General features: G+C 58.7%; 22 protein-coding genes. 14 read left to right on the top strand and 8 right to left on the bottom strand.

The genetic code is table 11. The annotated features are described in order from the left end of the window. Window positions 1–7: 7 nt before the first annotated feature. Window positions 8–2,188 carry a phosphate acetyltransferase gene (pta, locus tag G5367_RS18540; RefSeq protein ID WP_005341131.1) on the bottom strand — a complete coding sequence of 727 codons (2,181 nt, stop codon included), beginning with the start codon at window positions 2,186–2,188 and terminating at the stop codon, window positions 8–10. A 54-nt stretch (window positions 2,189–2,242) separates the two neighbouring features. Beyond that, window positions 2,243–3,445, bottom strand: coding sequence for an acetate kinase (locus tag G5367_RS18535; RefSeq protein ID WP_005349210.1), 1,203 nt, complete (start codon window positions 3,443–3,445; stop codon window positions 2,243–2,245). Window positions 3,446–3,749: 304 nt separating this feature from the next. On the opposite strand from G5367_RS18535, the gene yfbV reads away from it, so the two are divergent. Continuing rightward, window positions 3,750–4,190, top strand: a complete 441-nt coding sequence (gene yfbV / locus G5367_RS18530; protein ID WP_043851809.1) for a terminus macrodomain insulation protein YfbV — start codon at window positions 3,750–3,752, stop codon at window positions 4,188–4,190. Window positions 4,191–4,248: 58 nt separating this feature from the next. Here the strand turns inward: yfbV and G5367_RS18525 are convergent, their stop codons facing one another. From G5367_RS18525 to G5367_RS18515, 3 genes are all read right to left on the bottom strand, one after another. Continuing rightward, window positions 4,249–4,749, bottom strand: coding sequence for a YfbU family protein (locus tag G5367_RS18525; RefSeq protein ID WP_421244824.1), 501 nt, complete (start codon window positions 4,747–4,749; stop codon window positions 4,249–4,251). A gap of 163 nt (window positions 4,750–4,912) precedes the next feature. Then, window positions 4,913–5,377 carry a thioredoxin-dependent thiol peroxidase gene (gene bcp, locus G5367_RS18520; RefSeq protein WP_421244823.1) on the bottom strand — a complete coding sequence of 155 codons (465 nt, stop codon included), beginning with the start codon at window positions 5,375–5,377 and terminating at the stop codon, window positions 4,913–4,915. Window positions 5,378–5,401: 24 nt separating this feature from the next. Then, window positions 5,402–5,935, bottom strand: a complete 534-nt coding sequence (locus tag G5367_RS18515; protein ID WP_005349229.1) for a glycine cleavage system protein R — start codon at window positions 5,933–5,935, stop codon at window positions 5,402–5,404. 205 nt (window positions 5,936–6,140) lie between these two features. Here G5367_RS18515 and dapA point away from each other — a divergent pair, with 205 nt between their 5' ends. The 3 genes from dapA to G5367_RS18500 all read left to right on the top strand — a co-directional run bounded on the left by dapA (window position 6,141) and on the right by G5367_RS18500 (window position 9,419). Continuing rightward, window positions 6,141–7,028 carry a 4-hydroxy-tetrahydrodipicolinate synthase gene (gene dapA / locus G5367_RS18510; RefSeq protein ID WP_139410839.1) on the top strand — a complete coding sequence of 296 codons (888 nt, stop codon included), beginning with the start codon at window positions 6,141–6,143 and terminating at the stop codon, window positions 7,026–7,028. Next, window positions 7,021–8,148 (top strand): outer membrane protein assembly factor BamC, encoded by a 1,128-nt coding sequence (gene bamC / locus G5367_RS18505; RefSeq protein WP_005349235.1) that lies wholly within the window; start codon window positions 7,021–7,023, stop codon window positions 8,146–8,148. The genes dapA and bamC overlap by 8 nt, the downstream gene beginning before the upstream one ends. Window positions 8,149–8,315: 167 nt before the next feature. Further along, window positions 8,316–9,419 (top strand): phosphoribosylaminoimidazolesuccinocarboxamide synthase, encoded by a 1,104-nt coding sequence (locus G5367_RS18500; RefSeq protein ID WP_040065098.1) that lies wholly within the window; start codon window positions 8,316–8,318, stop codon window positions 9,417–9,419. 126 nt (window positions 9,420–9,545) lie between these two features. Here the strand turns inward: G5367_RS18500 and G5367_RS18495 are convergent, their stop codons facing one another. Next, window positions 9,546–10,148 carry a short chain dehydrogenase gene (locus G5367_RS18495; RefSeq protein WP_421244822.1) on the bottom strand — a complete coding sequence of 201 codons (603 nt, stop codon included), beginning with the start codon at window positions 10,146–10,148 and terminating at the stop codon, window positions 9,546–9,548. Between the two features lie 97 nt (window positions 10,149–10,245). Here G5367_RS18495 and G5367_RS18490 point away from each other — a divergent pair, with 97 nt between their 5' ends. From G5367_RS18490 to G5367_RS18475, 4 genes are all read left to right on the top strand, one after another. Further along, on the top strand, window positions 10,246–11,145 hold the full coding sequence (locus G5367_RS18490) for a LysR family transcriptional regulator (RefSeq protein WP_421244840.1): 900 nt from the start codon (window positions 10,246–10,248) through the stop codon (window positions 11,143–11,145). 71 nt (window positions 11,146–11,216) lie between these two features. Then, entirely contained in the window at window positions 11,217–11,858 is a 642-nt protein-coding gene (locus G5367_RS18485; protein ID WP_421244821.1) for a DUF2057 domain-containing protein, read from the top strand. Between the two features lie 72 nt (window positions 11,859–11,930). Next, window positions 11,931–12,377: an HIT domain-containing protein gene (locus tag G5367_RS18480; RefSeq protein ID WP_005341106.1), complete on the top strand. Its 447-nt coding sequence runs from the start codon at window positions 11,931–11,933 to the stop codon at window positions 12,375–12,377. An 89-nt stretch (window positions 12,378–12,466) separates the two neighbouring features. Then, a complete protein-coding gene (locus tag G5367_RS18475; RefSeq protein WP_421244820.1) occupies window positions 12,467–13,168 on the top strand; it encodes a DUF3334 family protein in 702 nt (233 codons plus the stop codon). A gap of 65 nt (window positions 13,169–13,233) precedes the next feature. Here the strand turns inward: G5367_RS18475 and G5367_RS18470 are convergent, their stop codons facing one another. After that, window positions 13,234–14,220 (bottom strand): DUF2860 family protein, encoded by a 987-nt coding sequence (locus tag G5367_RS18470; protein ID WP_421244819.1) that lies wholly within the window; start codon window positions 14,218–14,220, stop codon window positions 13,234–13,236. 204 nt (window positions 14,221–14,424) lie between these two features. Here G5367_RS18470 and arcB point away from each other — a divergent pair, with 204 nt between their 5' ends. The 6 genes from arcB to G5367_RS18440 all read left to right on the top strand — a co-directional run bounded on the left by arcB (window position 14,425) and on the right by G5367_RS18440 (window position 26,351). Beyond that, complete coding sequence (arcB, locus tag G5367_RS18465; protein ID WP_216980168.1) at window positions 14,425–16,737, top strand: aerobic respiration two-component sensor histidine kinase ArcB; 2,313 nt, start codon at window positions 14,425–14,427, stop codon at window positions 16,735–16,737. A gap of 51 nt (window positions 16,738–16,788) precedes the next feature. Beyond that, the gene (gene dgt / locus G5367_RS18460) at window positions 16,789–18,153 is read left to right on the top strand and encodes a dGTPase (RefSeq protein WP_216980169.1); all 1,365 of its coding nucleotides are present in this window, start codon (window positions 16,789–16,791) and stop codon (window positions 18,151–18,153) included. Window positions 18,154–18,468: 315 nt separating this feature from the next. Beyond that, complete coding sequence (locus tag G5367_RS18455) at window positions 18,469–18,672, top strand: hypothetical protein (protein ID WP_042059910.1); 204 nt, start codon at window positions 18,469–18,471, stop codon at window positions 18,670–18,672. A gap of 221 nt (window positions 18,673–18,893) precedes the next feature. Then, window positions 18,894–23,144 (top strand): ATP-binding protein, encoded by a 4,251-nt coding sequence (locus G5367_RS18450; RefSeq protein ID WP_421294828.1) that lies wholly within the window; start codon window positions 18,894–18,896, stop codon window positions 23,142–23,144. Further along, window positions 23,125–24,336: an EAL domain-containing response regulator gene (locus G5367_RS18445; RefSeq protein ID WP_421244817.1), complete on the top strand. Its 1,212-nt coding sequence runs from the start codon at window positions 23,125–23,127 to the stop codon at window positions 24,334–24,336. Before G5367_RS18450 ends, G5367_RS18445 begins: the two co-directional genes overlap by 20 nt. A 38-nt stretch (window positions 24,337–24,374) precedes the next feature. Beyond that, complete coding sequence (locus G5367_RS18440; RefSeq protein ID WP_421244816.1) at window positions 24,375–26,351, top strand: HAMP domain-containing methyl-accepting chemotaxis protein; 1,977 nt, start codon at window positions 24,375–24,377, stop codon at window positions 26,349–26,351. A gap of 53 nt (window positions 26,352–26,404) precedes the next feature. Here the strand turns inward: G5367_RS18440 and rfaH are convergent, their stop codons facing one another. Then, window positions 26,405–26,905, bottom strand: a complete 501-nt coding sequence (gene rfaH / locus G5367_RS18435) for a transcription/translation regulatory transformer protein RfaH (protein ID WP_005341090.1) — start codon at window positions 26,903–26,905, stop codon at window positions 26,405–26,407. Between the last annotated feature and the right edge of the window lie 88 nt (window positions 26,906–26,993).

Genomic DNA, 26,993 nt, shown 5'->3' with positions numbered 1-26,993 from the left:
ATGCTGATTAAGCTTGTGCGTCAGCCTGAGCAGCCTGGATACCGGTCAGGGCGATGGTGTAGACGATGTCGTCAACCAGAGCGCCACGGGAGAGGTCGTTGACCGGCTTGCGCATGCCTTGCAGCATCGGGCCGATGGAGACCAGGTCAGCGGAACGCTGCACCGCTTTGTAAGTGGTGTTACCGGTGTTCAGGTCAGGGAAGACGAACACGGTGGCTTTACCGGCAACCGGTGAGTTCGGTGCCTTGGACTTGGCCACGTTCTCCATGATGGCCGCGTCGTACTGCAGCGGGCCATCGATGATGAGGTCGGGGCGCTTGGCCTTGGCCAGCTCGGTCGCTTCACGCACTTTCTCTACATCGGCACCGGCGCCGGAGGTGCCGGTAGAGTAGGAGATCATGGCGACGCGCGGCTCGATGCCGAAAGCGGCTGCGGAGTCGGCTGACTGGATGGCGATCTCGGCCAGCTGCTCGGCAGTCGGATCCGGGTTGATCGCGCAGTCACCGTAGACCAGCACCTGGTCAGGCAGCAGCATGAAGAAGATGGAGGAGATCAGGGAAGAGCCTGGAGCAGTCTTGATGATCTGCATCGGCGGACGGATGGTGTTGGCAGTGGTGTGTACCGCGCCGGATACCAGGCCGTCAACTTCATTGCGCTCCAGCATCATGGTACCCAGTACCACGTTATCTTCCAGCTGCTCGCGGGCAACCACTTCGGTCATGCCCTTGTTCTTGCGCAGCTCGACCAGACGCGGCACATAGCGCTCGCGCACAACGGCCGGATCGATGATCTCGACGCGATCGGTCAGAACAACACCCTGCTGTTCGGCAACGCGACGGATCTCTTCCGGGTTACCCAGCAGCACCGGACGGGCAATGCCACGCTCGGCACAGATTGCGGCAGCCTTGATGGTGCGCGGCTCGTCGCCTTCCGGCAGCACGACACGCTTGTTGGCCTGACGGGCCAGCTCGGTCAGCTGATAACGGAATGCCGGCGGGCTCAGACGACGGGAACGGGTAGAGCTGACAGTCAGCGACTCGATCCAGTGTTTGTCGATGTGGCCAGCGACGTAGTCCTGTACCAGCTCGATACGCTCGCGGTCATCTTCCGGAATATCTACGTTGAAGTTCTGCAGGCTGACGGCGGTCTGCCAGGTGTTGGTACCGGTCATCATGATCGGCAGGCCGGTGGCCATGGCCTGTTGGCACAGCGCCATTACCTGCGGCTCCGGATGATAGTTACCGGTCAGCAGCAGGGCGCCCAGCTTGACGCCATTCATGGCGGAGAGGCAGGCAGAGACGATGACGTCAGAGCGGTCTCCGGAGGTCACCAGCAGGCTGCCCGGACGGAAGTGCTCAACCATGTTGTGGATGGAGCGGGCACAGAAGGTCACGGTCTGCAGGCGGCGGCTGTCCAGCTCGCCCTTGTGCAGGATCTTGGCAGCCAGATGCTTGGCGAGATCCTTGGCGCGCGGGGCGATCAGCTGGGTGTTCCAGGGGATGCAACCCAGGATGCGCAGCGGGCTCTTGCCAAACACTTGCAGCACTTCCAGGTTGTGGGCAGCGTCAGAAGCGTGGTGATGGGCTTCGAACATCTCGGTCAGGTCAGGGCGGGTTACGCCATGCTCGTCAACCGGTGCGCCAACCTTGTTGATCACGCAACCAACGATACGGGGGTTGTTGACACCACCGAAGTTGGAGCAGGCCAGCTCAATGCGCTCTTTCAGCTTCTGGCTGGAGTCATGGCCCGGGTGGGTCACGAATACCATGTCAGCGTCCAGCGCCTTGGCGACGTCGTAGTTCAGCTTGTTGGCAAAGGGCTGCTTGTCGGTCGGCACCATACCTTCGACAACCAGCACTTCGGCACCACTGGATTTCACGTGCTCTTCGAAGCGGGCAACGATCTCTTCCAGCAGGATGTCGGTGTTGCTGGAGCTGATCATGTTCTCGGCGTAGGAGAGGGTGAACGGCTCGGGTGGGTTGATGTTGGCAGCAGCGCGGATAACGGCGGTTGAGCGCTCGGCACCGGTTTCACCCGGACGCGGCTGGGCAACCGGTTTGAAGAAGCTGACATTGACACCGTGACGCTCCATGGCGCGAACAACGCCCAGACTCACGGAAGTTACGCCGACACCAGTGCCGACCGGGATAAGCATAATAGTGCGTGCCACTTTATACCCCTTGTTCATTTTTTGGGATCAGGAAAAGGCCGCCCTGTGGGCGGCCTCGAGTTACTGCGTCAATTAAGCGCCGACCAGTTCCAGCGCGTCGTGGGCGATAACCCACTCTTCGTTGGTCGGGATAACCAGGGCCTTGGTAGAACCAGCCTTGGTGATCTCGCCACCCTTGCCGAAACGAGCCTTCAGGTTGGCGTCGTGATCAACGTCAAAGCCCAGCAGACCCAGCTTGTTCAGGGTGATTTCACGGATCGGGGCGGAGTTTTCACCGATACCACCGGTGAAAACAACGGCGTCCAGACGACCGTCCATGGCGGCAGCGTAGGCGCCGATGTACTTGGCCAGGCGATAGCAGTAAACGTCCATAGCACGCTTGGCTTCTTCTTTGCTGTCGTAGTTGTCTTCAACGAAACGGCAGTCGGAGGTGACTTCGGTCAGACCCTGCAGGCCGGACTCTTTGGTCAGCATGGTGTTGATATCGGCAACGCTCATGCCCAGCTTGTCGTGCAGGAAGAAGATGATGGCCGGGTCCAGATCGCCGGAGCGGGTACCCATCACCAGACCTTCCAGCGGGGTCAGGCCCATGGAGGTATCAACAGATTTGCCGTTCTTGATGGCGCAGACGGAACCGCCGTTGCCCAAGTGGCAGTTGATGATGTTCAGCTCTTCAACCGGCTTGTTCAGCTGCTTGGCAGCTTCCAGGCTGATGTAGTAGTGGCTGGTGCCGTGAGCGCCGTAGCGACGGATGCCGTTCTCTTTGTAGAGTTTGTACGGCAGGGCGTACAGGAAGGCTTCTTCCGGCATGGTCTGGTGGAACGCTGTATCGAATACGGCCACGTTCTTGTCAGCCAGCGCCGGGAATACGCGACGAGCTTCACGGATACCGATCAGGTGAGCCGGGTTGTGCAGCGGTGCGTACGGAACAGCAGCTTCGATGCCGGCGATCACGTCTTCGCAGATAACGACGGAAGAGGTGAAGCGCTCGCCGCCGTGAACAACACGGTGACCGATGGCGATCAGGTTCTTGGACAGTTCCGGATTGAGCGGCAGGATCTTGTTGACGATGAAGTCCAGCGCTTCCTGGTGAGCGGCACCCGCGCCCAGATCGGCACTGCCTTTCTCGCCATTCAGTTTCCACTTGATGCGGGCGTCGTCGAGGTTGAAGCACTCGGCCAGGCCGGACAGCAGGTCATCACCGGTGGTTGCGTCAATGACGGCAAACTTCAGGGAAGAGCTGCCACAGTTAAGAACAAGAACCAGCTTACTCATGAATAAATCCTATCGCAGATTGGGTTGTGTAGGCGGATGCGTTGGACGCGGTGCGACCAAAAACTTTCAACTTATCCTTATGAGGGTTGGCAATCTGTTGCTTGCCCCTTGTATAGTGATACAAGACCCGAAATCCAGACGTCCCTGACAGGTCAATAGCAAGAAGCTTTTGACGCAAAAATGGGCGTACAAAGGATAACCCGATTGTTGAAAAATAACAAAGTCATCCTCAACCTTTGTTACTTTGCATCAAATTTTGTCGAGGTTTTGCCGTTAGTACGTTCAAAAAGCGCTCGGAGGTAGTATGAGCATGAACATTTTTGGAACTAAGTTACAGCAAGGCCGCCATTATATGACGCTTTGGCCGCGCCGTCCCGAGCTCAATTCGATGTTTCCTGAAAATCGGGTGATCAAGGCGACCGAGTTCGCCCTCAAGGTGATCCCCGCGCTGGCGGTGCTGAGCGTGATGTTGCAGTTCCAGTTTGGGGAGCAGCACTACTGGCCTTCAGTCATCACTTCCGTGCTGTTTCTGCTCAGTTTGCCGCTGCAAGGTTATTACTGGCTCGGCCAGCGCGCCGACACCCGCTTGCCCCCGTCGCTGGCGAGCTGGTATCGGGAGATCAACGGCAAGATGAACGAGCAGGGTGGCCGTCGTCAGCTGGTGTCACAGCCGCGCTATGAAGAGCTGGCCGATACCCTCAAGGCCGCCTTCCAGCAGCTCGATAAATCCTTTCTCTACGAATAACCCGTATCAGATGCAAAAAGGCGCCAGTGGCGCCTTTTTGTTGCGGTCGGTGTGTGGATCAGGCCGCCAGCACCTTGCGGATCTCCTGGATGGAGAGCTTGTACTGACGTGGACACTGACGCCACACCTGCAGCATCCGCTGGTACTTGTCGCGCATGGCGATGTCGCTGGAGAGCTCGTCGCACGGGCACTTGAGCTCGGGGAAGCGCTTGTCCACCTCCAGCAGGAAGCAGACGTAGTCAGCCAGCTCACGCTCTTGGCTGCGGCTGTAGCCGTTGAACTCCAGCCGACTGGCGTTGATCTCGCCCTGATCGTCTACATCCAGATTGCCCCATGAGATGGCCAGTGCGTGGTGCAGCTCCAGGGTGTCGATTACCTCTTGGCAGGTCGCCAGATCCAGATGGCCGAAGCTCTTCTCCAGCTCGAGGATCTGCAGGCAGTAGCCGCGCTCGATGATGGTGCTTGCGCGCTGGTAGGCGTCCGCTTTCTCCGGATTGAGTTTCGCCAGAATTTCGTACTGGTTGCTCAGGATCAAACGTTCTGTGTTGCTCATGTTCATGGGATATCTCGCTGGAAGATGATTCTGGGGTCACGTTAACCCATATATAAAATGAATTTTTTGATCTGGGCGGGGGAGTTGGTGAGAAAAATCCACTGGCAAGGGCTTGCTGGCCAGACAAAAAAGGCCTGCATGGCAGGCCTTTCAATGACGCAGGGGAGGGTTATCCCTTGAGGAAATCCAGTACCACCTGATGGTGATCGCTGGTTTTGAACTTGTCGAAGTGATGGGCAATCTTGCCCTCTTCGTCGATGAGGAAGCTCTGGCGGTGAATGCCATCATACTCCTTGCCCATAAATTTCTTCGGGCCCCAGACGCCAAAGGCATCTGCCACTGCGTGGTCTTCATCGGCCAGCAGGGTGAAGTTGAGCTGGTCCCGCTCTTCGAACTTTTTCAGCCGTTTGGCCGGATCCGGGCTGATGCCAAGCACCACCACATTGAGGGCGGCCAGCTCGGCGTTCACATCGCGCAGACTGCAGGCCTGGGTGGTGCAGCCCGGGGTCATTGCCTTGGGATAGAAATAGACCAGCACCTTCCTGCCGCGCAGGCCAGCGAGGCTGACCTGATTACCATTCTGGTCGGGCAGGGAGAAATCGGGGGCGGGGCTGCCAGCTTGTAGTGGTTGCATGGGGTCTCCTCGGGTAAAACGCCCTCAGGCGTGTTTGCGATTGACGATAAACTCGAACGATTCGGCACCCAGTTGACGACAGAATTCGGCGAAGGCGGTTTGCGAACCTTCCACTTCACCCTCTCTGGCCAGATTGAGCTGAAAACTGATCTTCAGCAGGTTGAATGGCTGCTGCTCCAGGGTCATGGATTGCATCGCCTGAATGTTCCAGCCATGTTCGCTGAAGAACTGGGTGCACTGGCTTACGATGCCGGGCTCGTCGCGGATCAACAGGTCGGCACTGGCGCGGACGTCATACTGCAGGGACTGGTGGCGCTCGGTGCGTTTCATCATGGTGATGAGATCCCACTCCTGGCTACGCAGGGGCAGGCTGATTTCGAGTTGCATCATGCTGTTCCAGTCGCCCGAGAGCAGCATGATAAAGGTAAATTCATTGCCGAAGATGCCAAGGCGGCTGTCCACAATGTTGCAACCACAGCCACTGACGTGGCGGGTCACTTCATTGACGATGCCAGGCCTGTCCGTGCCGATGGCCGTTACGACCAGGTAGTGAGTCATAAATCTTCTCTCGTCCGTTATTTCGTTGCGAAAGCCGCGCTGGCAAGCCAACCCTCCGGCCCTGATGACCACTCCCTGAGGGACGCTGCCGACTTTCGTCCATTACTTTTTGTTCCGGATGGTATCACGGCTTGCCCCCTCTCTCCCTTGTTTTTCAAAGGGGTCAGCTTTACCATTACGCCCCTGAAAATCGGGAGAAAAGTCCATGTTACGCGGTAGTATTGTTGCGCTCGTTACCCCCATGCTGGCTTCAGGTGAAGTCGATTGGGCCAGTCTGGCCAAACTGGTCGACTATCATGTCAGCGCCGGGACCTGCGCCATTGTTGCGGTGGGTACCACAGGGGAATCGGTGACCCTGAGCGAGCAGGAGCATATCGCCGTCGTTGAAAAGACCGTTGAGTATGCCGCCGGACGCATTCCCGTCATCGCCGGTTGCGGCTCCAACAATACTGCCCATGCCATTGAATTGGCAAAGCGACTGGCCAAAACCGGCGTGGTGGCGGGTCTCTCGGTGACTCCTTACTACAACAAGCCCACTCAGGAAGGTCTCTATCGCCACTATTGTGCGATCGCCGAGGCTAGTGGTCTGCCCCAAATTCTTTATAATGTGCCCGGTCGCACCTGTTGCGATCTCAAACCGGAGACCGTGGCCCGTCTGGCCAAGGTTCCCGGCATTATCGGTTTGAAAGAGGCAACCGGCGATTTGAGCCGCACCCCGCTGCTGCGCGAGCTGTGCGGGCCGGAGTTTGCTCTCTACAGTGGCGACGATGCCACTGGTTGTGATTTTATGCTGCAAGGTGGCGATGGCGTGATTTCGGTCACCACCAATATTGCAGCGGCCCAGATGGCCGACATGTGTCGTGCTGCGCTGGCCGGTGATGCCGGGCAGGCGCATGACATCAACAATCTCTTGATGCCGTTGCACAAGACTCTGTTCTGCGAACCGAGCCCCACCCCGGTGAAATGGGCCTGTGCCCAACTGGGGTTGATTGCAACAGCCACCTTGCGCCTGCCGCTGGTTGACCTCACCCCCGAGGGCGAGCAGCTGATGGCGCGAGCACTGACCACAGCGGAGTTGATGGCGAGTGTTTAAATCTAATGGAAAGGGAAATAGAGCCCGTCTGGTGCTGAGCGTTGCGACTGTGGCCGTCTTGGCCGGTTGCAGCACCCCCCAGGATCGCAAAATGGCCAACCGCGACTTCGGTTATGAAGATGCCCGCCTCGAGGGCCGCGCGTTCTTGATCCCCGCAGGATTGAGTGCCCCCACCTTCAACAGCCAGTACGACATCCCGCCGCTGCCCGAGAGCAGCCGTGAAGGTGCCCTCGGCGCCCAGGTCGATGTGCGTCCACCCGCCCAGCTGCTGACCGTGGTACCGGGCAGTCAGGTGGTGCAGAGTGCAACCGAACCGACCGTTGCCTTCTATGCCCTGAGCACCAGCCAGAGCGTGGAGCGCGATACCTGGTCGTTCCTGATGAACTTCCTGGCCAAATACAAGGTCACCACCGAGAAGCTGGATCAGCAGGATGGCGTATTGCAGACCGGCTGGTTTGACAACACTGTTGCCCTCGATGGCTGGGGTGAAGATGACGAAGACTTCAAAATCCGTCAGCGTTACCAGTTCACCGTGCGCAACGATGCCCAGCGCCACGCCGTCAATATGTCGGTCCGGGTACTGGATCACGAAGAGACCATCGACGGCGAGACCAGCAACAAGCTGACCCCTGCCGATGCCCAGCGCTATGCCGCGCGAGTGCTGAACCAGTTCTCTCTCTATTACGACAGCCAGCTGAAAGCCCGCGAGCAGCACAAGTCCAACGATGGCATGGGTCTGCAACTGGGTCTGGACAACAACGAGCTGAGCGCCTGGATTGCCGAAGGTTCCTTTGATCAGGTGTGGCGTCGCCTTAATCAGGTACTGCCTGCTTACGGTTTCACCATCAAGGATACCCAGCAGTCTCTGGGCTGGATCGACGTCGAGTACGAAGAGCCGGGTGCCGAGTTCTGGAAGGCGAAAGGGAGCGAGCCGTTCAAACTGGAGGAGGAGAAATACCGCTTCCAGCTTGGCGAAATGGCGGGAGGCAAGACCTCCATCACCCTGTTCGACAAGGACAAGAAGCCGGTATCGTCCGGGGTTATCTCCCAGATGTATATCAGCCTGTCCGAGGCGTTCGCCAAGGGGCTGGCCGATCAGGCAGCAGCAAAAGCAGAATAAATACAGGGGCCTTGTGCCCCTGTTTTGTTATCAAAATCCCCCTGAAAACGCGGGGATTCCGAGCGGTTTTCGATGATGCGAGCCCCCTTGCCAGTCCGTTGCAAACAGAGCGCGCGGGTGAGGGACTCGCGATGTTTACCCCCCACAAACAGGAAGTGTTATTAGCCATGAGTCTTGCAGATCAAGTATTGGCGGTGAATGACGATTTGCCGATCCGTACCGATAAACCTGTCCATTCCGGCAAAGTGCGCAGCGTCTACTGGTTGACCCCCGAAGACAGTGCCCGGCTCATAAAAGAGAAAGGCTATGATGTGCCGGCCGATGCGCCCCTCGCCCTCATGGTGATCAGCGATCGCATCTCGGCCTTCGATTGCATCTGGCAAGGTGTGGATGGCCTGAACGGCGTACCGGGCAAAGGGGCTGCGCTTAATGCCATCTCTAGCCACTGGTTCAAGCTGTTCAAGGAGAAGGGACTGGCCGACAGCCACATTCTGGATATTCCGCACCCCTTCGTTTGGATCGTGCAAAAAGCTCGTCCGGTGATGATCGAGGCGATTGCCCGTCAGTACATCACCGGCTCCATGTGGCGTGCCTACAAGGATGGCGAGCGCGAGTTCTGCGGCATCACCCTGCCGGAAGGGCTCAAAAAGGATCAGAAGCTGCCGGAAATTCTCATCACTCCCTCCACCAAGGGCGTGCTGAAAGGGCTGGATGGCGTGCCGGAAGCTGATGACGTCAACGTTTCCCGTGCCGATATCGAGCGCCACTACAAGGGCTTCAACTTCAGCAAACCGGCTGACATCGACCGTTACGAAGTGCTGCTCAAAGAGGGCTTCAACGTCATCAGCGACGCGCTGGCCGGGCTGGATCAGATCTTCGTCGATACCAAGTTCGAGTTTGGCTACGTCCACGATGCCGCCGGCAACGAAAAGCTCATCTACATGGATGAAGTGGGCACCCCCGACAGCTCCCGTATCTGGGATGGCGCGGCCCTGCGCGACGGTCAGATTGTCGAGAAGTCGAAAGAGGGTTTCCGTCAGTGGCTGCTCAACCACTTCCCGGATCCGGACATCCTGCTCAACAAGAACCGCATGCCGGAACGTTTCGCCCTGGCCCGCGACAACAAGCTGCCGACCGAAGTAATGATGGACATATCCAACACCTACGTCGGGATCGCCGAGAAGATCATCGGCCACAAGCTGGCGCGTTCTGCCAATCCCAAGCAGGAGATCATCGAGGTGCTGCGTGATCAGTACGGTCTGATCGACTAAGGGTTGCTCTTTTTTTGTCGCCTATAAACAAACGTTTGCTGGTGGTGAAAGATAGAGGCAAATAAACAGACGGGCCCCATTGCGGGGCCCGTTTTTATTGCTGGTCTGGCGGCAAGCGAGCGGCGATCAGCCGTTGACCCTGAACACCTGACCGGTCTGGATGCCCAACACCGACTTCTTGTAAGCCTGCGCTACCTTGGCGGCAGGCACCGGCAAGAACCCCGGGAAGAAGTCAGCGTATTTGTCCATCGACTCCGCCAGCACGGTGGGGCTCACCACGTTGATGCGAAGGCCCCTTGGCAGCTCGCAGGCGGCCGCTTTCACAAAGTGCTCGATGGCGCCGTTGACTGTGCTGGCGCTCACGCCCCAGTTGATCGGCTCTTCGCTCAGGATGCCGCTGATCAGGGTGATGGAACCTTTGTCGCTCAGGTGGGGGATAGCGGCACGGGTCAGGTTGATCTGGCCCATCAGCTTGCTCTGAAGCCCCACCTGCCACTGCTCGTCGGTCATCTCGGTCAGGCCGTTGAAGGCCACGTTGCCGCTGGCGACGACCAGAGCATCGAACTGCCCCAGCTTGGCAAACAGCGCCTTGATGGAGGCGGGATCGCGCATGTCGACCGTGGCATCGCCACGGCTGTGGCCGACCCGGATCACCTGATGATCTTTGGCAAGCAGTTCACTGACCGCGGAGCCGACGGTGCCGGAGGCACCCACAATCACAATTTTCATCTGCATCACTCCTGGTTGGGATGTATCGATTCTAGCGCAACAGAAAATGCGAAAAAGCGCGTAAAATAAACCCATTGTTTCCATATTGGAGCTAATGATGGATATCGCCCATCTGGCCAGCTTTTACGAGGTGGTGCTGCGCGGCAGTTTCTCGGCTGCGGCCGATACGCTGGGGGTCAGCAAGGGGATGTTGAGCCGCCACGTCAGCGCGCTGGAGACTTCCCTCAATGCGCAACTGTTGCAGCGCACCACCCGCCGCCTCAGTCTGACCGAGGCGGGCAAGACCCTCTACCAGCAGGCGGGGGAGATCTTCGCGCTGGCTCGGCAGGCGGAGCAGGATATTCAGGCGCTGACCGAAGAGGATTGCGGACGACTGCGTTTTACCTGCCCGGTCAGCACCGGCGATCGGATGGTGAGCGAGCTGCTGACCAGCTTTGCCGCGCTCTGCCCGGGAGTGGAGGTGGAGCTCAACTTCACCAACCAGATGGTCGACATGAGCCAGGGAGAGAACGACATCGCCCTGCGCGCCATGAGCGAAGTGCCGGATAATCTGGTGGCCCTGCCGCTGGGGCGGCTCAAGGATGTGGTGGTGGCGAGCCCCGCACTGGTGGCGCGAGAGGGGCGTCCCGCCACTCCCTATGAGCTGAGCGGGCGCAGCTGCCTGTTGCAGGGGCACAATCCGGCCTGGGAGCAGTGGCACTTTATCCATGAGGGGGAAGAGGCACACATTCTGGTGCAGGGCAAGGTGCGGGCCAACCACTACAGCACAGTGTTGCAACTGGCGCGCGCTGGTATGGGCTATGCCAAGTGCCCGCTGATGCTGGTGGAATCGCTGCTGATGGCGGGGGAGCTGGTGACCGTGCTTGACGAGTGGCAGAGCGGTCTGCATCAGCTTCATGTGCTGCATGCCCAGCAGCGGCGGGTACCGCGCAAGATCCGGCTGTTCAAGCAAGTGCTGGCCCAGTGGTTTGCCGAGCGACCCAACTACCTGCTCTGAGCGGCGTTATTTTTCTGTCATCTTCGGCTGCTACCCTGCGCCCATCATCGGCATCAGGAAGATCAGCGGGAATGAAGAGCAATAGAGGGTTGACCGGGTTTGTGCTGCTCTGTGCAGTCTTGGGGGCTGGCAGTGCGCAGGCCATGGTGGAAGTGAAGGTGCCGGAGAATTTCCGCATCCTCGCGGTGAGCAACGGCACCTTGCAGGATGAGCAGCATGCCACCCTGGCGGATGGCGAACAGCAACTGTTGGTGCGCTTCGAGGGGGTGATCCCCAGTCGCAGCAGCAGCGAGAATGATCGGCAGGTACGCTCCGAGCCACAGGTGGTGCGCTATCAGGGCAGCAATCAGCATTTGCAGCTGACGGCCAGCGTACCGGCCGATGAGCGGGGGATGCAGGCGTATGCAAAGGCTCCTGTGGTGGCGTTGCAGGAGAATGGTCGCGCGCTGGCTATCCAGCAGGATGCGCTGGTGACCAGTGGTATGCTGCTTGGGGTGGATTGGAATGGCAAACTGGCTGAATACAACCGCAGCGGTGGCAAGGCGGCGCTGACGGCAGTCGCTGTTGCTGCGCCGCCAGTGGCTATGCCCGCCAGCGGGGCGCAACCCGGTGTGGCTGCCAGCGAGCTGGAAGGGCAGTTGCAGCAGTTGTTCCTCCGGGCCGATCCGGCTTTGCGCAAGCGCTTTATCGGTTGGGCCGTGCCACAGCTTTAAGTTTTTCGCCCGTTGCAGTAACGTGGGCCCTCCCTTTTGGATGCCCTCTTCATCTTACTCAACGAGGTGTTCATGTTTGAACTGCATTCACGCCTGCAGGCGGATACCTGCTGGCTCGGCGATCTGCCGCTTTGTCGAGTTCTGCTGGCCAAAGATAGTCAGTACCCCTGGCTCATTCTGGTGCCGCGTGTGGCCAATTTGCGCGAGATCCATCACCTGGCACCGGAGCAGCAGCAGCAGCTGATGCAGGAGTCTTGTGCCATCGCAGCCCTGATGGAACACTCCCTCAGCCCGGACAAGATCAACATAGGGGCGCTGGGTAATCTGGTACCGCAGTTGCATATTCACCATGTTGCCCGTTTCGCCACAGACCCCGCTTGGCCCGGTCCCATCTGGGGGGCTCATCCAGCCGTACCTTATGAATTAGACCTCCTGGTGCAGCAGGCCGACAGATGGCGTGATCGGCTCGCCAAGCTGAGTGGTTTCACCCCTGCGGCTACTGACAACGGCGTCAACTGAGAGCTGTGTCGCTATTTCAGTCTGTGGGCCGCGCCATCTGTTAGAGTTATGGTATAGATCATCCCATTTTCGATGTGCAGGAAGGTCCCATGATAGTGACAAGAGCCGACGATGATGCCGTATTGACCACAGAGGATGTATTACTGAGTCTGTGTCATTCGGTAACGGATGTATTGAGTGCGGCCACCCAGAGTCAGGTGCGTTTTTCCGGTATGGTGCAGCGCATAAGCAAAACCTGCCTCAAGCCGGATATTGGCTGCTTCGTGCTGTTCGATGGCGGCTTCTCGGGGTTGGTGGTGATCAATTTCTCTGCCGCTTCCGCCATGGAGCTTTATGAGAGCTACATGCTGAGCATGGGGCTCTCCAAGGAGGATCTTGCCATCTCCCATACTTCTGACGAGGTGAGCAACGTGATGGGCGAGCTGATGAACCAGATCGTTGGCAGCTTTACCGTCAAGGTGGGCCGTGATCTGCAGACTCACATCACCCAGAACCAGCCCAAGATGCTGGCCCTCAACAAGCAGGTGATGCTGAGCGTCGATACCAATCTCGACAGTCCGGAGTCCCGACGCGTGACCTTCTTCACCGCCCGCAACAACATCTTCTATCTGGAGCTGGCGATGGACAAGACCGAGTTCATCCGCATCCACAATGAGGGGATGGAGCATGAGGAGCTGGATCCTGATGCCCTGATCGCTCAGGCCAAACAGGAGGCGACCAAACCGGCACCGGCAGCCGCTGCACCTGCCAGTAATGATCACGATGATCTGCTCGACTCCCTCGGGATCTGACGGGCGACAAGCAGATAGCAACAAGGCCACTCAGGTGGCCTTGTTCTTTTCCAGTGGGTGGCGGGTTAGAAGTTGTAGAGCAGACCGGTATTGAACACCATGGATTCGGAGTCGTAGAAGTCGATATCTGAATCGGATTTGGCATAGCCAGCGGTAAAGGTTGCCGAGAGCGGCGCGATACCGAACAGGCGGTGCCAGAAGAAGGTGCCGGTCAGGGCAAACTCGTCGGAGTCGGCATTTTGGTCAAAGATCGGGTTGGCCTCATCATATTTGGTCTGACCCAGATAGAGGTTGCTGACGAAGGACCATTGGGATGCCCGCTTGCCGTAGGTCAACTGGAGGCCGTTGCTCTTGTAGCTCTGGGCGCTGCCGTCCAGATCGGCCTGACGGTGAATGAAAGCCGGTTCCAGCACCTGGCCGGGTGCCAGCTGCCATTTGTAGGAGAAATCCAGGGCGTGGATCTTGCCGTTGCGATCCAGCTTGGCCGCCGTGTCGGCGCCATACTGGCTGCCACTGCGTTCCTCATCGACTTCAATGTTGCGGGTGGTCAGGCTGCCATTGAAGTTGCTACCCCAGATGTTGTCCCAGGCGAAGCGAACTCCTTTTGACTTGATATCGGTGGATTGGCGATCGACGCCTACGGCGAAAGGATCGCTCCACTGTTCGGTTGGCATGGCATTGAAGACCACGGAGCCAGCCACGATACCCTTGTCGCTCATCTCCTGGCGGATACCGAGCTGCTGGGTGAAGTCGAAACGGATGGCATCCTGGATCAGGTTACCGAGGAATACCTGGGTGCGGGTATCGGCAAAGGTATAACGGATATCAGCGTTGAGCAGCGGGGCGACGGCGGAACTGCTCTCGGCACTGCCCAGTCCGCCCAGTCGACGGTTTTCGTCATCACCGCTGTAAAAGTTGGATTCGTAATTGATGACATTGACTCCGCCAAGCAGGAAACCAGACCAGCCCGATTCGTTGGGAATGGTTCCCAAATCCGCATATGCACTATTTGCAGCCAGCAGGCCCAGACCAAGCAGGGTGGTGTTGCGCATCAGATAACTCCTGAATTAAACGTGTTTAAATTGACGGGTGGATGATTATAGGGGGCCACCCTTAATGGCAACTGACAGAATTTCATCAAATATCCTAACTCACTCATTTTACACGGCGAATCGTTAATTAATTGTGCGAGATAAGAAGAGTTCAATTCTCTGTGCTGGTATTCTGTTCGCGAATATCGGGGAGAAAATAACAAGATGAAGCAGATTAAATCCTGGGCGCAATATTACGTCGACCTGATGACCAAGCTGGGACTGGTGCGATTCAGCATGTTTCTGGCGGCCGGCATCATAGTGCTGGCGGTCGCCATCCAGATGGGGGTAACCCTGTTTCTGCGCGGCAATATCGATGTGATCGACTTCGTGCGTTCGGTCTTCTTTGGCCTGTTGGTGACCCCCTGGGCGGTCTATTTTCTCTCCATCGTGGTGGATCAGCTGGAGGATTCCCGTCAGCGACTGAGCCGGATGGTGCGCAAGCTGCAAGATATGCGTGAGCGGGATCTGGAGCTTAACAGCCAGTTGCAGGAGAACATCAGTCGCCTCAATGCCCAGATTGCCGAGACCAACCGGGCCGAGAGCCTGCGTTTGCAGGCCATTGAAGATCTCGAAAACGAGGTGTTCCAGCGGGAGAAAGCTCAGCTCCATCTGGGGGAGCGTACCGCTCTGCTGCGCTCTTTTATCGACTGTTCCCCGGATCTGGTCTACTACCGCAACGAGGATGAGCAATTCTCTGGCTGTAACCGCGCCATGGAGGAGCTGACTGGTAAGGCGGAGAGCGAGCTGATCGGTCTGACCCCGTTCGATGTTTATAAGCAGGAGATTGCCAACAAGGTGGTGGAGACCGACAAGCAGGTCTTTGCCAGCAACGAACCGCTCACCTACGAGCAGTGGCTGGAGTATCCCGATGGCCGCAAGGCCTACTTCGAGCTGCGCAAGGTGCCCTTCTTCGATCGCTTCGGCAAGCGGCTCGGTCTGCTCGGCTTTGGTCGCGACATCACCGAGCGCAAGCAGTATCAGGACAAACTGGAGAAGGCGAGTCGCGACAAGACCACCTTTATCTCCACCATCAGCCACGAGCTGCGGACCCCGCTCAACGGCATCGTGGGGTTGAGCCGGATGCTGATGGATACCCCCCTCGACCCGACCCAGCGCCAACAGCTCAAGACCATTCACCTGAGTGCGGTGACCCTGGGCAATATATTCAATGACATCATCGACTTGGACAAGCTCGACCGACGCCGTCTCGAGATAGCACCGACCCGTATCGACCTGCCCGCCTTCCTCGATGAGCTTGAGACCCTATCGCGCATCCAGGCTGAGCAGAAGGGGCTCTATTTGCACTTCGATCGTGATGGCGAGATGCCACAATTTGTGATGGCCGACGGCACCCGGCTGCGTCAGGTGCTGTGGAATCTGGTGGGTAATGCGGTCAAGTTTACCGATGAGGGCGGCGTCACCGTGCGCTGCCTCTCTCACCCAGCCGACGAGCCCGGCAAGCTGGCCCTGCACTTCGAGGTGGAGGATACCGGTGTTGGTATCCCGCGTGCCCAGCAGGAGAAAATCTTCGCCATGTACTATCAGGTGCAGGGCAAGAAGCACGCCACCGGCACCGGCATTGGTCTTGCGGTCTCCCGTCAGCTGGTGCAGGCGATGGGCGGGCAGCTCTATGTGGACAGCGATCCGGGCGAAGGTTCCTGCTTCACCGCCGAGCTGGAGGTCGCTTGCGCCGAACCTGTGTTGCCGGAGCAAGAGGAGGAGATGCCATCCCTCGATATCCTGCTGGTGGAGGATGTGGAGCTCAACGTGACGGTGGCGTGTGCCCTGCTCAACAAGCTGGGTCATCAGGTGCAGGTGGCACGTGATGGTGCGCAGGCGCTGGCGATGGCCAATCCGGATGATTTTGACCTCATTTTGCTCGACATCCAGCTGCCGGACATGACCGGTTTCGATGTGGCTGAAAAGCTGCTGGCGCGTTATGGCGACAGCCTGCCGCCCATGGTGGCGCTCACCGCCAACTCCACCGGTGATCGCCAGTACTACCGGGATCACGGCATGCAGGATGTGATCAACAAGCCACTTGGCTCCAAAGCGGTGCGGGAGGTGATTGGTCACCTGTTTGCCGATCTCGCCGAGGATGAGGCGGATGAGCAGGCGGATGCGGGCAATCAGGATGCCCTGCTGGATATCCCCTTCCTCACTGATTATGCCGATACAGTGGGCAAGCCGGTGCTGCTCTCCAGCGTCGATCTGTTCGAGAAGATGATGCCGGACTACATGGCGGTGCTCGACTCCAACATGATTGCCAAGGATCAGGCGGGGGTGGTGGAGGAGGCCCACAAGATAAAAGGGGCGGCAGGCTCCATCGGCCTGCGCCGACTGCAGCAGACGGCCCAGCTGATCCAGAGCCCGGATCATCCCGCCTGGTGGGAAAACGTGGAAGACTGGATTGAGACGCTGCGCCGCGAATATCCCGGCGATATCGCCCGTCTGCGGCGCTGGTTGTTGTCTTGAGACTGGTGGTTGTCTTGAGTCTGAGGGAAGTTGCTGGCAAGGAGCTGCAAGATGTATAGCCGTTTGATTACCCCCGCGCGCATCCACTCCTGGGGGGATGAGGAGCTGCTGGAGGCGACCGAGCAGGATCGCGCCCGTATCGTGCAGGCCGCACCGGTGCGCCGGTTGCAGCAGAAGACCCAGGTCTTTCCACTCGATGTGAAGGCCTCGGTGCGCAGTCGCCTCACCCACTCGCTGGAGGTACAGGAGACTGGCCGCCAGATCAGTCGCCGCATTCTGGCTGCCTTGCCTGCAGGTATGGTCTGTGAAGGCGCTTTTATCAATCTGGTGGAGATGTCCTGCCTGCTTCATGACGTGGGCAACCCGCCGTTTGGTCATTTTGGCGAGCAGGTGATGAGCCAGTGGCTCGGCGAGATGCTCGATCCCCTCTATCAGCAGGCGCTGGCGCAGCCCCCCTCGGCCCAGTGGGCTGAATTACGTCAGGATCTGCAGCTGTTTGATGGCAACGCCCAGAGTCTTCGGCTGGTGCACAGCCTGCACGAGCTCAACCTGACGCTCGGACAACTGGCGGCACTCTGCAAATACCCGCAGCAGCCCCAGCCCGGGGTGAGCTATGGCCAGCATCATGGCTGGAGCAGCAAACGAGGTATCTTCTTTAGCGAGCAGCCGCTCTACCGCGCCCTCGGCCAGAGTCTGGGGCTGGCCCCCGGCTGTCGCCATCCGCTGGTCTACATCATGGAGGCGGCAGACGACATCTCCTACTGCATCGCCGATCTGGAAGATGCGGTGGATAGGCGGATCCTGACTCAGGGTGAATTGCTGGCGGCGCTGCGAGCAGCTGACCAGAGTGACTACATGGGTACCTTGCTGGGTGACGCGCTTGCCAGTGGTCGAGGCTTTTTCCCCCATTTTCGCCAGCAGCTGACCCGGGATCTGGTGGCGCTGGCGGCGCAGAGCTATGTCAGCGAACATCAGGCAATTTTGCAGGGATCCTATCCGCAAGCGCTGCTGCACGGCCAGGCGCCGGCGGCGCGGGTGCTCGACATCCTCAAACAGGTGGCCCGCGAGCAGGTCTTTATGCGACCCGAAGTAGAGGCGCTCGAACTGGAAGGGTATGCGGCGCTGCGCGGGGTGCTGACCAGTTATTCCTGTCTGTTGGCGCTGCCAGCACCACAGTTTGCTCGCCTGCTGGCCGGGGAGGGGAGTCAGGCGCTGTTCTTTGCGCGCCGCCTCTATCACCGCCTTTCGGCCCGCCATCTCAAGGCCTATCGATTGGCGATCGCCACCCCTGATCCACGCTTTGCCTGCCTGCATGAGCAGGAGTGGTATTACCGGGTGCGGCTGCTGCTCGATTATGTCAGTGGCATGACAGATACCTATGTGCTGGAGGAGTACCGGCTGCTCTCGGGGATCTGATACCCCAAGCTCCTTTTCGGGCAGCATAAAATGCCGTAAAAACGTTTAAAAAGGAGTCGCAAGAGGCTTGTTTTAAATTCGGATATTTTTTAGACTTCTGCAGCCTGTTCAACTTTTATCCGGTAAGGAGACGAAAATGCAACATCTGATGCTCAATATTGCATTCTCTCGCGGCACTGCGTGCGGCGTGAAATCTCGTGCTCTTTTACCGCGTGGCGTAAACAGGTAACCCCTGTCTTTTTATCACCCGCGGTTCGTCCCGCAGGGTGATATCCACTTTCTCCGGGAGAACCGCATGTTCTACTGGAGAATGTCATGTCTATCGAACTGGTTTTACTGCGCAGTGTTGAATCCCTGGTCCAGAGACGGATTGCCCGGGTCGAGCGTCGTCTCGTACAGGTTAATCTGTCACCCGCTCTGCTCAGGGATATCGGGCTGGAAGGATATCAGGGTCAGATCTCCCTCGTTCGCGAGCGGGAGTATCAAACCGGCTTCCGCCTCGGGAATCGAATAACCTGATCCACAGGGGAGGGTAAACGCTCTCCCCGTGGTGACGTGGCAGGCGGAATGCCTGCCATTTTTGTGTTTGCAGGTTGATTTTTTATTCACTTTTCTTTGTCCCGGCACTATCCTCTCTGCCCCATTTGTGACAGATGCGTATGTTTTCTCGCCTTGTGCCGTCAGGATCGGCAAAATTAGAGATGGTGGCCGATCTGTTTTACTCATCAGGACAAGACTTCATGTCACTCTTTCGTCAGCTTTTTCTCCCCCTGTTGCTGCTGTTTTCCGGCCTGCCTGCTGTTGCTGTTCCCCAGTTGGAAAAGGCAGTGGCGGACCACCAGAGTGCGGCTGATGAAGAGTTGGTGGTCGGGGTGCCCCGTGGTGGTTATCCTCCGTTCCTCTATGAACTGCCCAATCAGCGCTATGCCGGTCCGCTCAAGGAGCTGGCCTCGCGTATTGCGGCAGAAATGGGGGTCTCCCTGCGCTATGTCTCCTACAACTCCTATGTGGATGCCCGTGGTGCGCTGAACAGACGCCAAGTTGATGCCTTGATCGGGGTCGAGCTCGATGCGCTCGAGCTGGAGGGGATGAATCATATTGGCTATCTGGGCTCCTACGCCCGCGCCATCTTGATGCGCCATCCGGATCAACGTTTGACCCTGGAACAGGCGCGCAAGCTTCGCTGGGTCTGTATTCGCGGTTTTGGCAGTTGCAATGAGCTAGCGCGACTGGGGATGCCTCATGTGACCGAGCTGGAGAGCCGTGACGAGGCGACCTATATGGTCAAACTGGGGGCGGCCGATGCTTATCTGGCTCTGGGGCCGATCATTGCCATGGAGATGGAGCGGTTGCCTGAGTCGATGGGGATTGTGATCCCGGACTGGATCCCCGGTAGTGCATTGACCATTGCAACCAGTACCCATGATCCGGCGCTGACGGATCGCATCTGGCAGGCCTACCAGCGGATCCCGGTGGCTGATGCCCGGTTGCGGCTGAATCAGGAAGACAGCCGTTTCAAGGCGGGTTTGTTGCTGGAACCAGACGAGGTAGCCTGGTTAAAGAAGAAGAGCAAGGTGGTCAGGTTTGCCGTTGCGCCGTCGTTTGCCGGTATCAGCGAGATTGATGACGAAGGGGTGTTGCACGGCTATGCGGCAGATTTGATGAAGTTGTTGAGTCTGCGCTCGGGGATCCGCTTTGAACTTGAGCCGACCAGCACCTGGCAAGAGTCTCTGGCTCTGCTGAAACAGCACAAGGTGGATCTGATCCCCCTGATGACACCGCTCAGGGATCGCGAGGCATTTGCCTCCTTCAGCTCCTCCTACCTTAAATTCGACAGCTATGTGGTATCCCGGCGCGGCGCACGCCCGTTGAAGTCGCTGGCGGAGCTGAAAGGGCGTTTGATCGGTGGCGTGACCGGTTCTTATGAGGCTTCTCTTATCAGCGCCCATGGTGGCAACGTCATTGAAGTGGGCAAGGATACCGAGCTGCTTACCCTGCTTGATACGGGGAAAGCCGAGTATGTGCTGTTGACCATGACCAATCTGGGGCAGCAGGCCATGAAGGGCTTCAACGAAAAGTATCAGGTGGTGCTGAGCTCCCCCGAGTTTTCCGTGCCCATCAGCATGGCCGTTGATATCAGGCAGCCCGAGCTGCTGCGGATCATGGACAAGCTGTTGCTGACCATCACGGATGAGGAGTGGCAACTGCTGGAGCGGCGCTGGCTCAATGTTTCGGTAAATGTCGAATCCGATTACAGCCAGTTCTACAAGTGGCTGGCGCTGGGCGGAGTGGCCTTGTTGACCTGCGGTCTGCTGGTGATGTTCTGGGCCCGCAGCCTGCGTCGCCAGATTGCGCAGCGGAAAATCGCAGAGAGCAAACTCAACGAACAGTTGCTGTTTGTACAGACCCTGCTCAACTCATTGCCGACCATGGTGGCATTGCGCGACAGCGAGCAGCGTATAACCCTCTGCAACCGGGCTTATCGCGATGCCTTTCTCGTTGATGTCAATGGCGAGGCGCTTGACGACCTGCAAAGCATCCCCGAGCCCCTGCGTGCGAGCGTGCTGGAAGAGGAGCGCAGGATATGGCAAAGCGGCCAGGAGCTGGAGGGGGCCGGCAATAGCTTGCGTGCCGATGGCACCCCTTTTCATGTGATCTATGCCAAGCGCCCTTACCGGGACCCCGATGGCAACATGCGGGGTGTGCTGACAGTGCTGACCGATGTCAGCCGTATCAAGGAAGCCGAGGAGCGTGCTCGTCAGGCTGAAACTCGCCTGACCCAGATCACCGACAGCATGCCCGGCGTAGTCTACCAGTATCTGTGGCAGGGACCGGGGAAGGGGCGTTTTCTTTACGCTTCTCAGGGGGCCAGTGAAATCCTGGGGGTATCTCATCAGGATTTATTTAACGCTGAATCGGGTGGTGCGGTATTTGGCTTTACCGAACAGGCCCTGCAGGAGTTTGTCAGCAAGGTGGCCAACCATGCCGAGACCCTGGCCCCCCTCGATCTGGAGGTCAAGGTGGAGCGCCCTGACGGGGATCGCTATCTGCAGGTACGCGGCAATTTTGTCCGTCAGGAGCAGCAGGCGCTGATCCTCAACGGGGTGATTCAGGACATCACGGCCCTCAAGCAGCAGGAGCATGAGCTGCGCGAGGCACGTGCTTATGCCGAGCAGGCGATGCAGGCGCGCAGCCGCTTTCTGGCCACCATGAGCCACGAGTTACGCACCCCCATCTCCGGCATGCACGGCATGCTCGAGTTGTTGCAAATGAGCGAGCTCAACGACGATCAACGTTACATGGTGCGTAATGTGGTCACCTCGACCAACAACCTGCTCTATCTGGTCAACGACATACTCGATTTCTCCAAGATCGAAGCGGGTCAGTTGCAACTGCATTGTCAGGTCAGCCGGTTGCAGACGGTGATCTGCGATGCGATCCGTGGCCACGCTACCCTGGCCCATAGCAAGGGGCTCAACGTGACGCTGGAGTGGGGCCAGCATGTACCTGATTGGGCCGATATCGACGGGGTACGGGTCGGTCAGGTGATCTCCAATCTGCTCAACAATGCGGTAAAGTTCACCGAACAGGGGGAGGTCTCCATCCGGGTCAGCTACCTGCGCGATCAGCTTGCTATCAGTATCCGCGATACCGGTATCGGGATTGCCGAGGAGAAACAGGCATTGTTGTTCACTCCGTTTGAGCAGGTGGAGTCCGACATCAATCGCCGCTTTGGTGGTACCGGGCTGGGGCTGGCAATCTGTGATCAGCTGGTGCGCAAAATGGGGGGCGAACTCACCCTGACCAGCAAGGCGGGAGAGGGATCCCGTTTCCGCTTTACCGTGCCGCTGACCAACCCTCAATGGGATGCGCCCCCGCTGGCTGGCACCGAATGGTGGTTTTTCAGCGCCGATGCCAATCTCGAGGCGGCCATGCGGCGGTTGGGCGCCAAGCTAAGGCATCTGGATGCCAGCCAGCTCAACCGCTCACTGGAAGGGTTGCTGCTGGCTGATCAGCTGTGGTTGGAGCAGGCCCTCGGCGGTGAGTGGCAGGGATGGTTGCAGCATGTCTCATTGAGAGGGATCATAGCGTCACCGAACGAGGCTCTTCGCGGCCGGATCGGCGGTCAGTTTTGGTGGCGATTGGGGCTCTCTCCTCTCTACCCGGACCTGCTGCTGGAGAGTTGTCTCGAACTGCTGCAGGAACGGGTCGCCCCGGTTTTGCCTGCGCTGGCCGACAAGCTGGGAGGACGGGTGCTGGTGGCTGATGATCATCCGGTCAATCGCGCCCTGCTGGCACGACAACTGGCTATCCTCGGAATTGAATCCCAGGTAGTGGAAGATGGCGAAAAGGCGTTGCGGGCCTGGCAGGGGCAGCCATTCTCCCTGTTGCTGACCGATTGCCACATGCCGGTGATGGATGGCTATGCCCTGACCAAGGCGCTGCGGGCTGCGGGGGTGACGGCGCCCATTATCGGGGTGACGGCGGATACCTCGGAAGAGGCTCATGCCCGTATGGTGGAAGCGGGAATGAGTGACATGCTGTTCAAGCCCTACCCGCTGGATACCCTGCGCCAGCTGCTGGCACACTGGCTCGCTGAGTCGGTACCGGCGGGCGATACAGCGGTGATGGCGGTCGATGATGTGCTGGCCGTTCAGGCTGAACGCTGGTTGACCCTGTTTGGCGATGAGCCGACGGCGCGGGCAATGGCGGCGGAATATCTCGACTCCAATCGTCAGGATGGGGCTCATATGATGGCTGCGCTGGCTTGCCATGATTTCAGCGTACTGGTAGAAACTGCCCACCGGATCAAGGGGGCAGCCCGCATGGTCGGGCTGCAGGAGCTGGCCACACAGGCTGCCAGGCTGGAGTCGGCTGCCAGATTGAAGCAGCTTGAGGAACTGGATGAGCTGACCAGCAAGGTGCAGCTATTGATGACGGCGATCGCCCACGACATTGGATTATGGCTCGATGAAAAAAGCACAACATGAGTTGGTCATTATGGTCGTGGAAGACCATGGATTTCAGCGCAAGGCGCTGCTGCACCAGGTCCGCAGCCTGGGTTACCAGAATCTGCTGGAGGCGGCCGATGGTGCCGAGGCGCTGGTACTGAGCCAGCAACACGCCGTCGATATCCTGTTTTGCGACCTGCGGATGCCGGGCATGGATGGCATGGCACTGCTGCGCCGCCTGTCACTGGGCGGTTTTCGCGGGGGGATTATCCTCTCCAGCGCCCTTGAAGACGATGTGGTGGAGGCCGTGTTGCGGATGAGTGCCGCCTATGGCTTGCAGGTGCTCGGCCGCATAGAGAAACCCTCTACCCAGCAGCAGCTCAAGCTGCTGATCGATGCTTGGTCACCCCGGGAGGAGCCTGCTAGGGAGGAGGAGGGGCACAGGATCGGCCTGGATGAGTTGTGCCGTGCACTCGAGCAGGATCAGTTGCTGCCCTGGTATCAGCCCAAGGTGAGCTTTGCCTCCGGCGAGTGGGTCGGGATGGAGGCGCTGGCCCGCTGGCAGCACCCGGAGTACGGCCTGATCTCTCCGGGGCGTTTTATTCCACTGGCGGAGCGCAACGGACTGATCGATCAGTTGACTGAAGTGATCATCGGCAAATCCCTTAGTGATGGTCACTTGTGGGAAGAGACCGGACTCTCGCTCAATCTGTCGATGAACCTCTCCACTACCTCGCTGATCGAGGGCGATCTGTGCAATTCCCTGATCAATCAGTGTCAACGCTGGAGCATCAACCCCGAGCTTATCACCCTGGAGGTGACCGAGAGCGCCTTTGTACAGGATCTGGGCAAGTCGCTGGAGGTGCTGACCCGGCTGCGGATGCACGGCTTTGGCCTCGCCATTGATGACTTCGGTACCGGCTACTCCTCCATGCAGCAACTGGCGCTGCTGCCCTTTACCGAACTGAAGCTGGATCGCTCCTTTGTCGACCGCTGTTTTGAAGACCCATCCCGTCTGGCCATTATCGAGTCCAGTATCGAGCTGGCGCGCAAGTTGGGCCTCAAGTCGGTGGCTGAAGGGGTAGAGGATGAGCAGACCTGGCGGTTGCTGGCAAAGTTGGGCTGCGATGTTTGTCAGGGGTTCTTCTCTGCCAGACCTATGCCACGCAGTGAGTTGCAAACATGGAATCGAACTTGGCAGGATAGATTGCCTACACTGATATCTATCTGATTCTGTTGGCTGGATCCGCCGTTTGAACAAGGATGTTCATGAAAATTTCAAACAAGTTGCTGCTCAGCTTCGGTTTTATCAACCTGCTGATCCTGCTCTCCTCCACGCTGGTCTATTACCGGCTGACCCAGATCAATCAGGCCCAACACACCCTGCTGGAGCAGGCGCTGCCCGCCCTGCAGCGGGATGAGGCGAGTCAGAAGGCGCTGGTTGCCACTGTTTCAGCCCTGCGTGGCTATCTTATCCTCGGCAAGGATCCGGTTCAGGCTTCTCGCCTCAAGCAGGAGTGGGACTCGGCCTGGCAGGCGATTGCCCATCAGACGTTCAGTCAGGCGCTCGCCAAGTCTCTCGAGACCTTCAAAAGCCATCAGGAGAAAGTGTGGACCATCGCCCAGAGTGAAGAGAATCTGCCTGCTCACACTCTGATGCTGCAGGAGGCTGGGCCACTGGCGGAGGCGGCGCTCGATCAGCTGCAATCCTTTGCCAATGAGGAGGTCGCAACCCCGCAGGAGCAGCTCACAGGGGATCGCCGCATGCTGCTCAAACAGGTGGGGGATGCCTATAACAGCCTCGCCAACGCACTCTCTGCCCTGCGGGATTTTCTTATCTCAGGCGATCCCGAATACCGCAGCAAATATCAGGATTACTACCAGTTCCATCAGCAGCGGGTGGCTGAGGTGAAACAGCAAGCCGCGCTCTTTACCGAGACCCAGCGCGGCCTCTGGCAGCTGTTTGAAGAGATGGCGAGTCCCTTCTCCGAGCTGGTTGAGCAGGTGATCGAGAAGCGCCAGGCACCGGATTGGGATCAGGCCAATTACCTGATGGCCACCGACATCGAACCGATGCAGTCCAACCTCAGCGAGCAGCTGGTCCAGCAGGTGGGGAAAACCCGTGCCGAGGTGGATCAGATTTCGGCGCAAATGGCTCGTGCCGGGAGTGCCATCAACCAGACACTGCTGTTGGCTACCGGCAGCGCCATTGTGCTTGGTATGGTAGTCGCCTGGCTCTTCAGTCGTCGTCTGACCCGTGACATTGCCAGCTTGGTGACCAGGGCAGGACAGGTTGCGGATGGCCGACTGGCGGCCGATCCCCTGCCCATCACGGGGCAGGATGAGCTGGGTGGATTGACCGGCTCCATCAACCGGATGTCAGCCCAGCTTCGCCAGTTGGTGGGGGAACTGCAGGGGGCCGTGGGGCAGGTAGAAGAAGCCTGTGATGAGGTGGGCTGCACCACGAGAGCCATCGTAGTGGATTTGACGGTGCAGGATCAGCGGGTCGATGCGGTGGCGGCGGCTATCGATCAGATGTCGGTCAGCGCCCGGGATGTGGCCGGCCATATCGCCGCCGCGGCAGGTGGCGCCCAGCAGGTGCAACACCAGACTCGTCAGGGAGAGGCCGCGCTGGCGCGGATGACCGACGCCATGCAGCAGATTGCGGCCATGATTGGGCAGGCCAACGAGGCCATGGGGCTGCTGGCACATCAGAGCGAACAAGTTGGGCAGATCACCGAGGTGATCGCCACGATAGCGGAGCAGACCAACTTGCTGGCCCTCAATGCGGCGATCGAGGCGGCGCGGGCAGGTGAGCAGGGACGCGGTTTTGCGGTGGTGGCCGACGAGGTTCGCCAGCTGGCGACCCGCACCCATCAATCAACCGCCGAGATCAGCCAGACTATTGCGGCCATCTCCCAGCAGACTCGCCAGACCGTGAGTACCGTCAGCAGCGGAACCCGGTTGGTAGAGCAAGGGCGGGATGCAGTCGGATTGGTGACCGATACCCTGAGTGCCATGAACCAGCTGGTACAGTCGCTGTCGGGACAGCTGGAGGCCATTTCGGTTGCAACCGAGCAGCAGTCGCGGGTGGCCGCCGAGGTGGCCGGGACTGTCGATGACATTGCCGCGCTCAGTCGGCAATCCTGTCAGCGGAGTCAGCAGGGGGAAGAGATCGTGGCCAGACTGGCTGGCGATACCGGCAAGCTGACAGCGGTCATCGCCCGCTTCGATCTTGATGCGTGAGATGGCGGGATCATCCCGCCATTGCCATTTATCGTGCAATCTGGCCCGTGAGTTTAATCCAGGCGTCTGAATGCCTGGTTGTCGAAGCTGCTGGTGGTTTCGCGATTGAGCAGGCTAACTAGCAAAATCGCCCGTTTCTCCCCATCCGGTTCCATATAGATGGCTTCGAAGCCAGCCAATGGCCCCTCTTCAATCAGCACCTTGTCACCCGAGCAGGGCAGATTGGCGTAGCTGGCTCTTGCCTCGTCGCTGTCATCACGGCTCATCAGCTGATAGACCAGCTTGCTGCTGATGGGGGTCCATTCACTGCCAAAGTGGATGATCCGGCTGATGCCGCGGGTCGATTTCAGAGTGACTGGTGTCACCTCTTCCAGATCGACAAAGATAAACAGATAGTTGGGGAACATGGGCTCCCGTACCGGAACTCGCTTGCCCCGGCGCAGCTTTTCGATCTCCACCATGGGGTAGTAGGATTCGATACCCTGGGCATCGAGGTGGGCGCGGGCGCGGGCCTCTTCTTTTGGCTTGCAGTAGGCCAGATACCATTTTTTCATGTTATGAGTATGTTCGTGTTGCCGTGCTCGCCGATATGATAGCGGCGCCAATAAAAAAGGCCACGCATTGCGTGGCCTTTTTTGTCGA

The sequence above is a fragment of the Aeromonas sp. 604282 genome, from assembly GCF_049170575.1.
In the GTDB taxonomy this organism is placed as follows: Bacteria; Pseudomonadota; Gammaproteobacteria; order Enterobacterales; family Aeromonadaceae; genus Aeromonas; species Aeromonas veronii_A.
This window is presented reverse-complemented; position numbering and strand designations above follow the sequence as displayed.

What these genes read in the sequence shown, in the direction of transcription:
- G5367_RS18475 (WP_421244820.1), top strand. Translation starts at nt 12,467, where the DNA reads ATGATAGTGACAAGAGCCGACGATGATGCCGTATTGACCACAGAGGAT.
- dgt (WP_216980169.1), top strand. Translation starts at nt 16,789, where the DNA reads ATGTATAGCCGTTTGATTACCCCCGCGCGCATCCACTCCTGGGGGGAT.
- dapA (WP_139410839.1), top strand. Translation starts at nt 6,141, where the DNA reads ATGTTACGCGGTAGTATTGTTGCGCTCGTTACCCCCATGCTGGCTTCA.
- rfaH (WP_005341090.1), bottom strand. Translation starts at nt 26,905, where the DNA reads ATGAAAAAATGGTATCTGGCCTACTGCAAGCCAAAAGAAGAGGCCCGC.
- G5367_RS18450 (WP_421294828.1), top strand. Translation starts at nt 18,894, where the DNA reads ATGTCACTCTTTCGTCAGCTTTTTCTCCCCCTGTTGCTGCTGTTTTCC.
- G5367_RS18470 (WP_421244819.1), bottom strand. Translation starts at nt 14,220, where the DNA reads ATGCGCAACACCACCCTGCTTGGTCTGGGCCTGCTGGCTGCAAATAGT.
- G5367_RS18480 (WP_005341106.1), top strand. Translation starts at nt 11,931, where the DNA reads ATGTTTGAACTGCATTCACGCCTGCAGGCGGATACCTGCTGGCTCGGC.
- G5367_RS18440 (WP_421244816.1), top strand. Translation starts at nt 24,375, where the DNA reads ATGAAAATTTCAAACAAGTTGCTGCTCAGCTTCGGTTTTATCAACCTG.
- pta (WP_005341131.1), bottom strand. Translation starts at nt 2,188, where the DNA reads ATGAACAAGGGGTATAAAGTGGCACGCACTATTATGCTTATCCCGGTC.
- arcB (WP_216980168.1), top strand. Translation starts at nt 14,425, where the DNA reads ATGAAGCAGATTAAATCCTGGGCGCAATATTACGTCGACCTGATGACC.
- bcp (WP_421244823.1), bottom strand. Translation starts at nt 5,377, where the DNA reads ATGCAACCACTACAAGCTGGCAGCCCCGCCCCCGATTTCTCCCTGCCC.
- G5367_RS18490 (WP_421244840.1), top strand. Translation starts at nt 10,246, where the DNA reads ATGGATATCGCCCATCTGGCCAGCTTTTACGAGGTGGTGCTGCGCGGC.
- G5367_RS18455 (WP_042059910.1), top strand. Translation starts at nt 18,469, where the DNA reads ATGTCTATCGAACTGGTTTTACTGCGCAGTGTTGAATCCCTGGTCCAG.
- yfbV (WP_043851809.1), top strand. Translation starts at nt 3,750, where the DNA reads ATGAGCATGAACATTTTTGGAACTAAGTTACAGCAAGGCCGCCATTAT.
- G5367_RS18485 (WP_421244821.1), top strand. Translation starts at nt 11,217, where the DNA reads ATGAAGAGCAATAGAGGGTTGACCGGGTTTGTGCTGCTCTGTGCAGTC.
- G5367_RS18525 (WP_421244824.1), bottom strand. Translation starts at nt 4,749, where the DNA reads ATGAACATGAGCAACACAGAACGTTTGATCCTGAGCAACCAGTACGAA.
- G5367_RS18445 (WP_421244817.1), top strand. Translation starts at nt 23,125, where the DNA reads ATGAAAAAAGCACAACATGAGTTGGTCATTATGGTCGTGGAAGACCAT.
- G5367_RS18535 (WP_005349210.1), bottom strand. Translation starts at nt 3,445, where the DNA reads ATGAGTAAGCTGGTTCTTGTTCTTAACTGTGGCAGCTCTTCCCTGAAG.
- G5367_RS18515 (WP_005349229.1), bottom strand. Translation starts at nt 5,935, where the DNA reads ATGACTCACTACCTGGTCGTAACGGCCATCGGCACGGACAGGCCTGGC.
- G5367_RS18495 (WP_421244822.1), bottom strand. Translation starts at nt 10,148, where the DNA reads ATGAAAATTGTGATTGTGGGTGCCTCCGGCACCGTCGGCTCCGCGGTC.
- G5367_RS18500 (WP_040065098.1), top strand. Translation starts at nt 8,316, where the DNA reads ATGAGTCTTGCAGATCAAGTATTGGCGGTGAATGACGATTTGCCGATC.